Consider the following 12,785-nt stretch of genomic DNA (forward strand, 5'->3'; position numbering starts at 1 on the left):
TGATTTACGCGGAGAAGCCGTATTTGTAGATTTGCGGCAGGTAAGCGATGTGCATGTCGCCGCCGACAATACCCGGCTTGGCGTGGCGATAGAGCGACCGCCAGTATGGCTGGATGGTCACGCCTTCGTCGCGCATGATCGTTTGCAGTTTCACCATCACCTCACGACGCTTGTCGTTATCGGCGATCGAGTTGGCTTCGGCCAAGGCCGCATCGAACTCAGCGTTCGAGAACGCGGCTTCGTTCCATGCTTCGCCGGAGCGGTAAGCAAGGCCGAGGATCTGGACGCCAAGCGGGCGGTGGTTCCAGTTGGTCGACGAGAAGCCGTATTTGGTCCAGTCGTTCCAGAACGTGGTGCCCGGAATGATCGTCCGCTTGATGTTGAACCCCGCATCACGCAGCTGAGCGCCAACGGCGTCAGTTGTGTTCTTGCGCCAGTCATCGTCGATGGAGATCAGCTCGAACTCGTAATCGGCCATGCCGGCCTCGTCGAGAAGCGCCTTGGCGGCGGCTGGATCATACTCCATGCCAGGAACATCTGCATATTCCGGGTGCATCGGGCCAACATGCGTGTTGTCCGCGACAATGCCTTGACCTGCATAGCCCAGTTCAAGGCAAACACCGCGATCGACGGCCTTGGCGATGGCCTGACGGACGCGAACGTCTGCGTAAGGCTTCACGCCATTGGCGTCTTCAGCCTCCTGGTTGGGGCGGATAACGATGGTCGCGGCAGAGGCCACTTCCGACTTTTCCCAGCCCAGACCGTCCATGACGTCCACGAACTCGCCAACAGTTTCGTAGAACATGTCGACTTCTTCGGCTTCAGCCGCTGCAACCCAAGCTGCGGGGTCAGTGCCGTAGTCGATATATTCGATGCGGTCGAGATACGCGCCTTTGCCAGCGGAATAGCCCCACCAGTCAAAGCCTTCGTTACGCACGATGACGGCTTTGACACCGACTTCCAGCGATTCTGGCTTGTAAGGGCCGGTGCCGATCGGGTTGGCCAACATATCTTCCGGCGTCCCCGTGGCCGAGCTGTGATATACAGCGGCAGGGTAGTCGGACATGCCTGCGATCAATGTGATGTCAGGTGCTGGCAAGCTCAGTTTGACCGTGTGGCTGTCGACAACCGTGATGCTTCCATCAACAGCTTTGTTGGTGTTGGCGTCGATCATGACGGAGAAGCGACCAGCCATCGAGTTGCCTTCGACGTCTTTGTCACACCATGCAGTAACCATACGTGCCACATCGTCTGCGGTGAAGTCGTCGCCATTGTTCCACTTGACGCCCTTGCGAACATTCAATGTGTACTCGGTCGCGTCGTCGTTGATTTCCCACGACTCCAGCAACATCGGCTCGAAGGAGCCGTCGGAGTTGTACTCAACCATATATTCCAGCCAACCGGCGGTGAAATAGGCGATCTGCGTCCAGTCAAATGTGCGCGGGTCTTTCAGCGCACGGACTTCCATTTGCATGCGCAGCGTGCCGCCTTGCTGGGCGTGCGCCGCAGCCTTGGCAGGTGTGGCACCGATCATGCCATAAGCGGCTGTCGCGGTAACACCCAGCATGGTTGCGCGTGTCATCAACTCGCGGCGGTCCATTTGACCAGCCTTGTGTTCTTCCACGTACATTTCCACTGCTGGATGTACCGGTCCGCCGATAAGTGTTTGTTTTGTCATTTCTGTCTCCCTGTAGACTCTGTCGTGTTTGCAGGACTTTCGTCCGAGTATTCTCGGTCCAGCCTGCCTCAGTAGCAAATTGAGTTTCGCTTGTGCGTCTCCCCTCAACGCTCCGAGCAGCATTGCGCACCAATTTTCACGGCACGTCAACGGCTGGAACCGTCAGGGTGAGGCATAAAAACGACATTCGCAACGTCAAAAAGCGACACCATCCTAAATTCAGGTAAGTTGCCGCGGAAATTGTGTTGCCAAACAGGTCATTAGCGGAAAAATCACCTTACCTTACGGAAGGCAGAAGGGCTTTTTCCCGTATGTGCCTGAAATGCGCGGGTAAAATACGCGGGGCTGGAAAATCCAAGCTTTTCGGCAATGTCCTGCACGGGGCGGTCGGTGTGGAGCAGCGCTTCGCACGCGGCTTGAATCACCCGTTCCTGCAAAAGCGTCGATGCGGGTTTGCCCACCGCGTTCTGCGTGAGGCGCGTCAGATGTGTAGGAGTAACTTGCAGATCAGCCGCAAACTCGCCTAGCGATTTGCCGTCGCTGTGCCCGATGCTGACCACGTGGCTAAATTTCTGAAGCACGCGGTCTGATTTACCAAGCTCACCCTGCGGCTGGTCGGTCAAAGCGCGATCCAGCCACACACCAAGCATCATGACATAGGCTAGAACCGCGCGACGTTGACCGGTGCGCAACTCGCCCAACTCACGTGACAGCGCATCAATCAAGCCGGTGATCTCGCCTTGCATCTGCACTGTCGAGGCTTTCAGCAAAGCCGGGCGGCGCGGAAATCCTGCGCTGTCATCGCGGGGCAGGGACACGACCATGCCTTGCGGGCTTGCGAACATCTCATAGCTGAACAACGTGTTGGCTGGGATGAAGATGGCAGTGTTGGGCCCGATCCCGCGCATCCGGCAATCCACCATGATGCGCCCCTGACCACGTGTGATCCAGAACAAGATCGGATGATCAAGTGATTGGGCGGCATCTGTGCGCCACGCCTCCGACCGTTGATGGGTCGCGAGGGTTTCGACTTTGGGTAGAAGTGTCTGGCGGGTCATGAATTGTCCTGCGATTACTGAAATGCTGAAATGCGGGAACACTAATTAGAACATACGATTAGTAGTTGGCATGGCCGTTTGCTGTCAAATGGCGAATTAAGGCATTTCTGTGTCAAAGCGATAATTCATCGGCGGAAACCTGCGTCCATTCCTTCATGCGTGCGCGGAACCATGTCCTTTGGCGCTTTGCATATTGGCGCGAAGCGATAATTGAGCGCTCTCGGGCTTCGTCCAGCGAAATTTCGCCGTTCAGATGTGCCATAAGCTCGGGGCCGCCGATGGCCTTGGACGAGGGACGTTGGATGTCCCAGTCGGATTGCAAAGCGCGTACTTCTTCTAATGCACCTTTTTGTAGCATTTGGTCAAATCGGCGGATGATCCGGTCGTCAAGCCACGCAACCGGAGCGTTCAACACGAACGCCGCGCAGGCGTCGCGGCGCAAAATTGGTGGCGGCGTCTCGGCTTGCCACGCACTAATCGAGCGGCCCGTGGCTTCAAGTACCTCCCAAGCCCGCTGCACACGGGCGCGGTTCAGGGTGTCGATGCGGTCGGTGGTCTCGGCATCCAGCACGGCGAGCATGTCGTCGCGGGTCAGGTTTTCTGCCTGCGCGCGCACATAAGGCGGAATAGCGGGAATGTCAGCCAAGCCTTGCGTTAGCGCCGCAAAGTTCAATCCTGTGCCGCCGACGATAATCGGACGGGATGGTTTTCCAAGCTCGGCAGTAACATCGCGCAGCCAATGACCTGTGGAATACGTCTCGCGGTAGGGGACGTGCCCGTAAAGCGCGTGCTTGGCCTGAGCCAACTCACTTTCATCGGGGCGCGCCGACAAGAGCTGCCAGCAATCAAAGACCTGAAGCGCGTCGGCGTTGATGATCGTGCCGCCAAGTTCTGTGGCGATATGCAACGCCAAGGCTGACTTGCCCGACGCCGTCGGGCCCGCGATCAGCACGGGTTGATTGGCGTCTAGATGGTGGAGCAGCGGCAGCATCGGTCGGGTCGGTTTCCAGCAATTGTCAGATTGTCGTGGGCGTTAGGCGCTTCGGCGTTGAAACTCGCTGGGTTTTCCGACATTTTGCCCCCAATTTGCAACTGCTCAAATAGCACCCCCAGAAAGGCTGCCCTGCCATGACCGATGCCTCCAAGACGACTTACAAGCGCGTTATGTTGAAAATATCCGGCGAGGCATTGATGGGGGATCAGGGATACGGCCTTCATCCGCCAACCGTGGAGCGTATCGCACGCGAAGTGCAATCGGTTCACGAAATGGGCGTTGAAATCTGCATGGTCATAGGGGGCGGCAACATTTTCCGGGGATTGCAGGGCTCCGCACAGGGGATGGAGCGAACCACAGCCGACTACATGGGGATGTTGGCTACAGTAATGAACGCACTGGCGATGCAGGGCGCATTGGAAGCTCTCAAAATCCACACACGGGTCATTTCGGCGATCACCATGAACGAAGTGGCTGAGCCGTATATCCGACGCCGCGCGGTGCGCCACTTGGAAAAAAAGCGTGTGTGCATCTTTGCCGCTGGAACGGGGAACCCGTATTTTACGACTGACACTGCGGCCACGCTGCGCGCGAACGAGATGTCTTGTGAGGCGATATTCAAGGGCACCAAGGTCGACGGCGTTTATGACAAGGATCCCGCCAAATTCGAAGATGCGGTGCGCTATGACAAGGTCAGCTTTGATGACGTCCTGCAAAAGCGTCTCGGCGTGATGGATGCCTCCGCCATCGCACTGGCCCGCGACAACGATCTGCCGATCATCGTATTTTCGCTGGACGAGCCGGGAGGCTTCAAGGGCATCCTTGCGGGCGAAGGCACCTATACGATCGTCGCGGATTAAGTATCGCGCTTTAAGACACACACCTGCGGAGATATTTAGCGCCACTAGCATAAGTGAAGACGCTGATTTAAACAGTGATAACCGAAAAGCCCTAAAGATAAGAGACCCGATATGTCTGAAGACTTCATGCTCGACACCGACGATATCCAGCGCCGCATGGATGGCGCGATGGCATCCCTGCGGACCGAATTTGGCTCGCTGCGCACCGGGCGCGCATCAGGATCGATGTTGGAGCCGGTTATGGTCGATGCCTACGGCTCCATGACACCGATTAACCAAGTCGGCACCGTGAACGTCCCCGAGCCGCGTATGGTAACGATCAATGTGTGGGACAAGGGGCTTGTTGGGAAGGTGGAAAAAGCCATTCGTGAGAGTGGCTTGGGGATCAATCCTCAACTAAATGGCACGATTATCATGCTGCCGATCCCAGAGCTGAACGAAGAGCGACGCCGTGAATTGACCAAAGTGGCCGGCCAATATGCCGAGCATGCCCGTGTGGCTATCCGCAACATCCGCCGCGATGCGATGGATCAGATCAAAAAGGCCAAGGCCGACGGCATGGGCGAGGACGACCAGAAATTCTGGGAGACCGCGGCTCAGGACATGATCGACGCGCAAATCAAGCTGGTGGATCAAGCGCTTGAAAATAAGCAAGAAGAGATCATGCAGGTCTAACTTGAATTTTCCCCGCAAGAGGTCGCCTGACATTGGCGGCCTTTTTTGGTAATGATAAAAAAACAAGTTATAAATTGAGGTATTGAGATGAGTGTTGTGGATATTAATCCGAATGGCCCGAAGCATGTTGCCATCATTATGGACGGCAATGGCAGGTGGGCAACTCAGCGCAATCGACCCCGGCTCTTTGGTCACCAAGCTGGCGCTAAACGCGTTCGTCAGGCAGTTGAAACCTGCCCGGAATTGGGGGTTAAGTACCTGACAATGTTTGCATTCTCGACTGAGAATTGGAAACGAACGCAATCCGAAGTGTCCGGTCTGATGGCACTTTTTCGGCGTTATATCCAGCGCGAGGCGAATTATCTGCACCGGCTTGGTACGCGGGTACGCTTCATTGGGGATCGCGAGAAGCTGGACAAGAAGCTTCAGGCTTTGATGGATTACCTCGAAAAGCTAACCGAAAAGAACGACACAACCCATCTGACAATCGCGCTCAACTATGGTGCGCGGGATGAGGTGACACGTGCCACGCAGCGCTTGGCCGTGGAAATCGCGGAAAAGCGCCTATTGCCTGAGCAGGTGAATTCCGAAGTGCTCGCTTCTTTCCTCGACACTTATGTACTGCCTGATCCGGATCTGGTGATCCGCACCTCCGGCGAGGCGCGGATTTCCAACTTTTTGCTATGGCAATCAGCATACGCGGAGTATGAGTTTATCGACACGCATTGGCCGGATTTCACGCCAGAGGTGTTCACCAGCGTCGTGGCCCGCTATGGCAGCCGTGACCGTCGCTTTGGCGCTGTGAAGGCCTGATAGGCCGCTCGCCTGCAACTATGGGGAGGCGACATGAGCGCATCATCTGAAAAATTCTCCGATCTGGCAGCCCGCATGAGTTCTGCCGCTGTGATGGCCGTCGTCGGTATCGGCGCGGTTTGGGCAGGAGGCTTTTGGTTCATGGCGTTGCTGACGGTCGTTTGCGGCGCGCTGGTTTGGGAGCTTGTCCGCATGATCGGTGGCGAGCAGAACCGGGCCCTCATCATGGCCGCAATCGCGGCGGCGTCGTTTCTGGCGGTCAGCTACCTGCCACCCGGGGTAGGGCTACCGTTCATCCTGATCCCTGCTATGGCTGGTATCGCTTTACTGAACAGCAATCGAACATTGTATATGATGTTCGCGGCGCTCATCGTGATTTCCTGTTACGGGTTGGCAATTTTGCGGGTCGATTTCGGCTTCATTTGGATGCTGTGGCTTGCGCTTGTTGTCATTGCAACGGACGTTTTGGGCTATTTTGCGGGCCGTATCTTTGGTGGACCAAAGTTTTGGCCGCGTGTGAGTCCAAAGAAGACGTGGTCCGGTACTGTCGCTGGCTGGGTTGCGGCTGCAATTGTCGGAGCGTTCTTCATGCGCTTGCCTGGGGTTGGTGTGGAAATTCTGGGAATTTCTGTCGCTATCTCAATGGCGTCCCAGATGGGCGACATCGCCGAAAGTGCGATGAAACGCAAAATGGGCGTAAAGGATTCATCGAACCTGATCCCCGGCCATGGTGGCGTGTTCGACCGCTTTGACGGGATGCTTGGTGCATCTGTGTTTTTGCTGCTGATCGAGCAGATTGTGGATTTCCCACCGGTACTTGGCTGATGCGTAGGGTTACGATCTTCGGTTCTACCGGCTCCATCGGTGAGAATACTGTCGACCTGATAGCTCGCGCACCAGAGTGCTACGACGTGGTCGCCTTGACCGGCGGGCGTAATGTGGCACGCTTGGCAGAACAAGCGATCACCCTGAACGCCGATCTTGCGGTGACAGCATTTGAAGAGTGTTACGGCGACCTGAAGGCAGCGCTCACTGGTACAGGTATCGAAGTGGCCGCAGGCGCTGATGCCGTGGCCGAAGCTGCCGACCGCAAGGCGGACTGGTTCATGTCGGCAATCGTGGGGGCGGCAGGGTTGGTTCCGGGCCTTCGGGCCTTGCGTCATGGGACCACACTGGCGTTGGCCAACAAGGAATCCCTTGTGACGGCGGGGCCTTACCTGATGGCAGAAGTCGCAAAATACGGAGCAACAATCCTTCCCGTAGACAGCGAGCATTCTGCCGTGTTTCAAGCCTTGGTGGGGGAGGACATCGACGCGGTTGAGCGAGTCATTATCACAGCTTCCGGCGGGGCTTTCCGCGATTGGCCACTGGACGCCCTAGAAAATGCGACGTTGGCCGAGGCTTCGGCCCACCCGAACTGGGATATGGGGCGGCGCATCACAATCGACAGCGCCTCCATGTTTAACAAGGCGATGGAACTTATTGAGACAAAAGAGTTTTTCGGAGTAAGCCCCAGCAAAATCGAGGCGGTTGTTCACCCGGAAAGCCTGATCCACGCGCTGGTGGGATTCAATGACGGTGCGCTTATGGCGCATCTAGGTCCGGCTGACATGCGCCACGCCATCGGCTACGCGCTGCATTGGCCGGATCGTGGCCATGTTCCTGTAGAACGGCTTGATTTGGTGCAGATCGGAAGCCTGAATTTCAGGGCGGCCGAAGAGGCCAGATACCCCGCACTGCGCATTGCACGCGATGTAATGGAAACGGGCGGATTGTCAGGTGCCGCGTTCAACGCTGCGAAAGAGGCGGCGCTGGACGCATTTATCGACGGAAAGATCGGTTTTCTCGATATGGCGCGCCTTGTTGACGAAGTGTTGAACCGTTTGCAGCAGCGCAATGGTCTTAGTTGCGACATACTCACCCTTGATAAGGTGCTCGCCACTGACCATTTGGCACGCATGACGACTCGGGAACTAATGCGGGATACACTGGTGCGCTAGACGCCAGAACAAGAGACGCGAAAGGGCGGTTTATGGATATTTTGGGGATGCTTCCCTCGTTTGGTGGCTTTGTCGGAGCAGTAGTTGCATTTGTTGTGGCGCTGAGCGTGATCGTGGCCATCCACGAATATGGGCACTACATTGTAGGCCGCTGGTGTGGCATCCACGCTGAAGTATTTTCCCTCGGGTTCGGACCTGTTCTCTATTCACGAGTCGACAAGCGCGGAACCCGTTGGCAGGTAGCGGCGCTCCCGTTTGGCGGATACGTAAAATTCTTGGGCGATTCCGATGCTGCATCTGGCAAGGACGGTGAGGCGATCTCGACACTGACCGCGACCGAACGCAAACGCACTATGCATGGCGCAGATCTGTGGCGCCGTGCGGCGACCGTGGCGGCGGGACCTGTGTTCAATTTTATCTTGTCGATCTTGGTATTTACCGGCGTTTTCCTGTTTTCTGGCACCACGACTGACGAGGCCGTCATTGGCAAACTCAAGCCGCTGCCGGGGCCGGTAGATATGTTTCAAGAGGGCGATACCATCCTACGGGTGGGGGACGCTGAGATTACAAATCTGGAAGACTTTTACGTTGCGGCCCGCGACGCCGAAGCCGCGCAAACCACATCCTATGAGGTTGGGCGTGACGGGCGAACCGTAAGCTTTGACAGCGTGTTTCCATTCCCTCCGGTGATCGACCAGTTGCAGCCGAAATCGGCGGCGATGGATGGTGGTTTGCAAGTGGGCGACGTGATCCAGTCGGTGAACGGCACGCCAGTCTTCGCGCTCAGCGAAGTGCAAGATGCGGCCCAAATCAACCAAGACAAGCCGTTGGAGCTGCTGGTGTGGCGCAATGGCGAGGTGTTGGAGAAAACGCTGACACCACGTCAACGCGATCTACCCACCGAGGATGGTTTTGAGTCGCGCTGGCTGATCGGGTTCTCTGGCGGGGCGTTCTTCGAGCCGACTCGCGAGACGCTCGGCGCAGGTGACGCGCTGTGGGGCGGCGTGCGCCAGACCTGGTTCATTGCCCAATCCAGCCTTTCAGGCATGTGGCATATGGTGACGGGCGCAATCAGCTCTTGCAATATTCAAGGCCCGATTGGCATTGCCCAAACCTCCGGCGACATGGCCTCTCAGGGTGCCGTGAGCTTCATTTGGTTCATTGCGGTGTTGTCCACAGCAGTGGGTCTGCTGAACCTGTTCCCGATCCCTGTGTTGGATGGCGGTCATCTGGTATTCCACGCCTACGAGGCTGTTGTCGGGCGACCGCCGAGTGACAAGGCACTGAACGCCATGATGATGGGCGGCCTGATGTTGTTGCTATCTTTGATGGTCTTTGCGTTAACAAATGACTTCTTTTGTGCCTGAATCTTGCCCTATTTGCGCCACATTTGAAGAGGAAAAAGGGTCCGTCTTCTGTGAGGGAATGGACATATGCAAACTTTTCAAAGCAGCTACAAAGGCCTGAGCCTTTTGCTTAGTCTCAACTGGGACCGTCTGCTATGGCCTGTGGCCATCGTCGCGGCATTGGCAACTGCGGGTTTACTCGCCGGTCTTTGATCCGCTGAAATATCTGTAACACAACGAGACGAAAGGCGCCTGTTTTCAGAGCGCCTTTTTTGGTCTTCGTTTTGACAAGCGTTCAGACTCGGGCTAGACCGAACACACAACATAGAGTGTCAGAGCGGGACCCAAACACATGAAGATCGCAAAAGCGACGCAGAACGCACGTCAATTCATTAAAATTCAGTGCGTTAGGGCAGCCCTGTCCGGACTAGCAATTGCCGCGGTCGGAAGCGCCGTGCCGCTTACACCGGCATTTGCACAAAGTTTTCCGATTTCGTCGGTCCAGATTGACGGCAATCAGCGCATCGAAGATGCGACCATTCTAAGCTATTTGCGGCTTGAGCGCGGACAAAGCGCGACGGCAGGCCAACTCAATGATGCGGTGCAACGCTTGCAGCGCTCTGGTCTGTTTGAAACCGTAGATGTGGTTCCTGTCGGCAATCGCCTTGTTGTGACCGTTAAAGAGTACCCGACGATCAACCGTGTGAACATTGAGGGCAACAAGCGCCTCAAAGACGCAGACCTTATTCCACTTCTGAAATCGCAGTCGCGTCGGGTCTACAGCCCGGCTACCGCAGAAGCTGATGCCGCATTGCTGGCAGAGGGATACAATCAGGCCGGCCGCATCGCCGCGACTGTGACACCTCGCATCATTCCGCGCTCGAACAACCGCGTTGATCTGGTGTTTGAAGTTTCCGAAGGGGATGTGGTCGAGGTGGAGCGTATCAGCTTCATCGGCAACCGCGCGTATTCCGATCGCAGATTGCGTCGTGTCATCGATTCCAAACAGGCCGGTTTGCTGCGGTCCATCATTCAGTCGGATACGTTTGTCAGCGACCGCATTGCATTTGACCGACAGCTACTGCGCGACTTCTACCTTTCGCGCGGGTATGTCGACTTCCAAGTCCTGTCCTCCACGCCACAACTGACCCGTGAGCGTGATGGCTATTTTGTCAGCTTCAAAGTTCGCGAAGGTCAACAATTCAAAGTCGGGCAGGTAAGTACTTATTCCGATCTGCCCGAAATTGACGCCGACGAGTACCAGAAGGTTGCACGACTGAAGCCGGGGCAGGTCTATTCTCCTGCCAAGATCGAAAACACCATCACCCGTATGGAGCGGCTGGCGCTGCAAAAAGGGCTGAACTTCATTCGTGTGGAGCCGCGCATCACCCGCAACGATGCGGATATCACACTGGATGTGGAGTTCGCGATCATTCGTGGCCCACGCGTCTTTGTGGAGCGCATCGACATCGAGGGCAACGCGACGACACTTGACCGAGTAGTGCGTCGCCAGTTCAAAACCGTGGAAGGTGACCCATTCAATCCACGTGAAATTCGCGACGCCGCAGAGCGTATCCGTGCTTTGGGCTATTTTTCCACGGCAGATGTGAACACCCGTCAGGGCAGCGGCCCGGAACAAGTTGTGGTTGACGTTGATGTCGAAGAAACAACGACCGGCTCGCTGGGGTTCGGGGTGAGCTACGGCGCGGATGCCGGTGCGTCGTTCAGCGTGAACTTCTCGGAGCGGAACTTTCTTGGTCGCGGCCAGACGTTGTCGTTCTCGTTCGATACGGGATCCGACAATAAGAATACGTCCGTCAACTTCATTGAGCCCGCTTTCTTGGGTCGTGATCTGTCGCTGGGTCTCAACGTCTATTACCGCACAACGGACAGTCAGTACGCCAACTATGACACCCAGAATGTCGGCTTCGAACCTAGCATCGAGTTTCCGGTTTCCGAGAATGGCCGCTTGCGTCTGAACTACCGGATATCCAAAGACGCGATCAAGAATGTTGATCCAACTACGTCTACGATAATTCAACGCGATGAGAGTTCAGCCTACACATCTGCGGTTGGATATCTCTATTCCTACGATACGCGCCGCACAGGTCTGAACCCAACTGGTGGTGTTCTCTTGCGCTTCGGTCAACAAATCGCCGGTGTCGGCGGTGGATTGCGCTACGTGCAGACCACGGGTCTCATCGCAGCCGAAACAAAGGTAGCACGCGAAGAAATCACATTGCGCGCTCAACTCGAATTCGGCGCTAATACGCGCCTGACTGGGAACAGCCGTATTACCGAGCGGTTCTTCCTTGGCTCAAGCAAGCTGCGTGGCTTTGACGGCGCGGGTATGGGGCCTCGTGACTTGGCGAGCGCCAATCGCGATGCACTTGGCGGTAACTACTTCGCCGTGGCCCGTGTTGAAGCTGACTTCCCACTGGGACTGCCAGAGGAATACGGCATCCGTGGTGGGGTCTTCTTCGACGTCGGGTCCCTATGGGGTTTGGATGACACCAACAACGGCACCGCGGCCGGGGTAGATGATAGCTTCAAGCTGCGTTCGGTTATCGGGGTTTCTGTGCTTTGGGATACGCAGATCGGACCGCTTCGGTTCAACTTCTCCAAAGCGTTGGTCAAAGAAGACTATGACCAGGAGCGCTCCTTCGATTTGACCGTTTCGACAAAGTTCTGAGTATGGCTTTGCGACGTGCACTAAGCGCGTTGGTGCTGGCTTTGGCCTTCGCCAACCCCGTTTTTGCACAGGGTCTGCAACCCAGTCCGGTCCTTACATTGGATCAAGACCGCATGTACGCGGCATCTGCATTCGGCAAACGCGTGCAGGAAGACTTGCAAAAACAATCTAACGATCTGTCGCAAGAAAACCGGAAGATCGAGGCCGCTCTGGAGGCGGAGGAGCGCCGCCTGACGGAAGAACGAGCGGGCATGGCTCCGGAGAATTTTCAGAAACTTGCCGCTGATTTCGACGAGCGCGTGACCGGCATTCGGCGTGCGCAGGCCTCCAAGACTGACAACATCAGACGGCAAGCCGAGGCAGAACGCGCAAGGTTTTTCGAGGCGGCGTTCCCGATTTTGTTGGAACTGGTAGAAGAATCCGGCGCGGTTGCCATTCTCAACAATACGGCTGTGATTTTCTCGGTTCGTCAAATCGACATAACCGATGCGGCCATCGCACGTATTGATTCCGTCATCGGGGACTCGCCGCGACCGGTTGAGCCGGGACCATCGCAAATGCCACGTCCTGATTCTGAACCAGAGCAGGCACCCGAGGACAGTTCCACCGATAACTGATGCACCAAACTTGTGCCGCGAGTGGGTGGGTGCTACCCAAAAAGAGCTAAAC

The 12,785-nt window shown here is 56.4% G+C and carries 12 protein-coding genes; 9 read left to right on the forward strand and 3 right to left on the reverse strand.

Annotation, left to right across the window (positions count from 1 at the left end):
• Positions 1-4: 4 nt before the first annotated feature.
• The 3 genes from BCF46_RS13300 to miaA form a co-directional block, all read right to left on the reverse strand.
• Positions 5-1,678 (reverse strand): ABC transporter substrate-binding protein, encoded by a 1,674-nt coding sequence (locus BCF46_RS13300; RefSeq protein WP_121025034.1) that lies wholly within the window; start codon positions 1,676-1,678, stop codon positions 5-7.
• Between the two features lie 272 nt (positions 1,679-1,950).
• Positions 1,951-2,736: a helix-turn-helix domain-containing protein gene (locus BCF46_RS13305; RefSeq protein WP_121025036.1), complete on the reverse strand. Its 786-nt coding sequence runs from the start codon at positions 2,734-2,736 to the stop codon at positions 1,951-1,953.
• A gap of 112 nt (positions 2,737-2,848) precedes the next feature.
• The gene (gene miaA, locus BCF46_RS13310; protein ID WP_121025038.1) at positions 2,849-3,727 is read right to left on the reverse strand and encodes a tRNA (adenosine(37)-N6)-dimethylallyltransferase MiaA; all 879 of its coding nucleotides are present in this window, start codon (positions 3,725-3,727) and stop codon (positions 2,849-2,851) included.
• 137 nt (positions 3,728-3,864) lie between these two features.
• Here miaA and pyrH point away from each other — a divergent pair, with 137 nt between their 5' ends.
• The 9 genes from pyrH to BCF46_RS13350 all read left to right on the forward strand — a co-directional run bounded on the left by pyrH (position 3,865) and on the right by BCF46_RS13350 (position 12,733).
• Entirely contained in the window at positions 3,865-4,590 is a 726-nt protein-coding gene (gene pyrH, locus BCF46_RS13315) for a UMP kinase (RefSeq protein ID WP_121025040.1), read from the forward strand.
• Positions 4,591-4,701: 111 nt separating this feature from the next.
• Positions 4,702-5,265 (forward strand): ribosome recycling factor, encoded by a 564-nt coding sequence (frr, locus tag BCF46_RS13320; RefSeq protein WP_121025042.1) that lies wholly within the window; start codon positions 4,702-4,704, stop codon positions 5,263-5,265.
• 87 nt (positions 5,266-5,352) lie between these two features.
• Positions 5,353-6,078 carry a polyprenyl diphosphate synthase gene (gene uppS, locus BCF46_RS13325; protein WP_121025044.1) on the forward strand — a complete coding sequence of 242 codons (726 nt, stop codon included), beginning with the start codon at positions 5,353-5,355 and terminating at the stop codon, positions 6,076-6,078.
• 33 nt (positions 6,079-6,111) lie between these two features.
• A complete protein-coding gene (locus BCF46_RS13330) occupies positions 6,112-6,903 on the forward strand; it encodes a phosphatidate cytidylyltransferase (protein WP_121025046.1) in 792 nt (263 codons plus the stop codon).
• On the forward strand, positions 6,903-8,078 hold the full coding sequence (gene dxr, locus BCF46_RS13335) for a 1-deoxy-D-xylulose-5-phosphate reductoisomerase (RefSeq protein ID WP_121025049.1): 1,176 nt from the start codon (positions 6,903-6,905) through the stop codon (positions 8,076-8,078). The genes BCF46_RS13330 and dxr overlap by 1 nt, the downstream gene beginning before the upstream one ends.
• A 32-nt stretch (positions 8,079-8,110) precedes the next feature.
• Positions 8,111-9,445 carry an RIP metalloprotease RseP gene (rseP, locus tag BCF46_RS13340; protein WP_121025051.1) on the forward strand — a complete coding sequence of 445 codons (1,335 nt, stop codon included), beginning with the start codon at positions 8,111-8,113 and terminating at the stop codon, positions 9,443-9,445.
• A 66-nt stretch (positions 9,446-9,511) separates the two neighbouring features.
• Positions 9,512-9,637, forward strand: coding sequence for a hypothetical protein (locus tag BCF46_RS20100; protein WP_281272099.1), 126 nt, complete (start codon positions 9,512-9,514; stop codon positions 9,635-9,637).
• Positions 9,638-9,776: 139 nt separating this feature from the next.
• The gene (gene bamA / locus BCF46_RS13345) at positions 9,777-12,116 is read left to right on the forward strand and encodes an outer membrane protein assembly factor BamA (protein ID WP_121025053.1); all 2,340 of its coding nucleotides are present in this window, start codon (positions 9,777-9,779) and stop codon (positions 12,114-12,116) included.
• Positions 12,117-12,118: 2 nt separating this feature from the next.
• The gene (locus tag BCF46_RS13350) at positions 12,119-12,733 is read left to right on the forward strand and encodes an OmpH/Skp family outer membrane protein (RefSeq protein WP_121025054.1); all 615 of its coding nucleotides are present in this window, start codon (positions 12,119-12,121) and stop codon (positions 12,731-12,733) included.
• The last annotated feature ends 52 nt before the right edge of the window (positions 12,734-12,785 follow it).

It is taken from the genome of Litoreibacter meonggei, from assembly GCF_003663885.1.
In the GTDB taxonomy this organism is placed as follows: Bacteria; Pseudomonadota; Alphaproteobacteria; order Rhodobacterales; family Rhodobacteraceae; genus Litoreibacter; species Litoreibacter meonggei.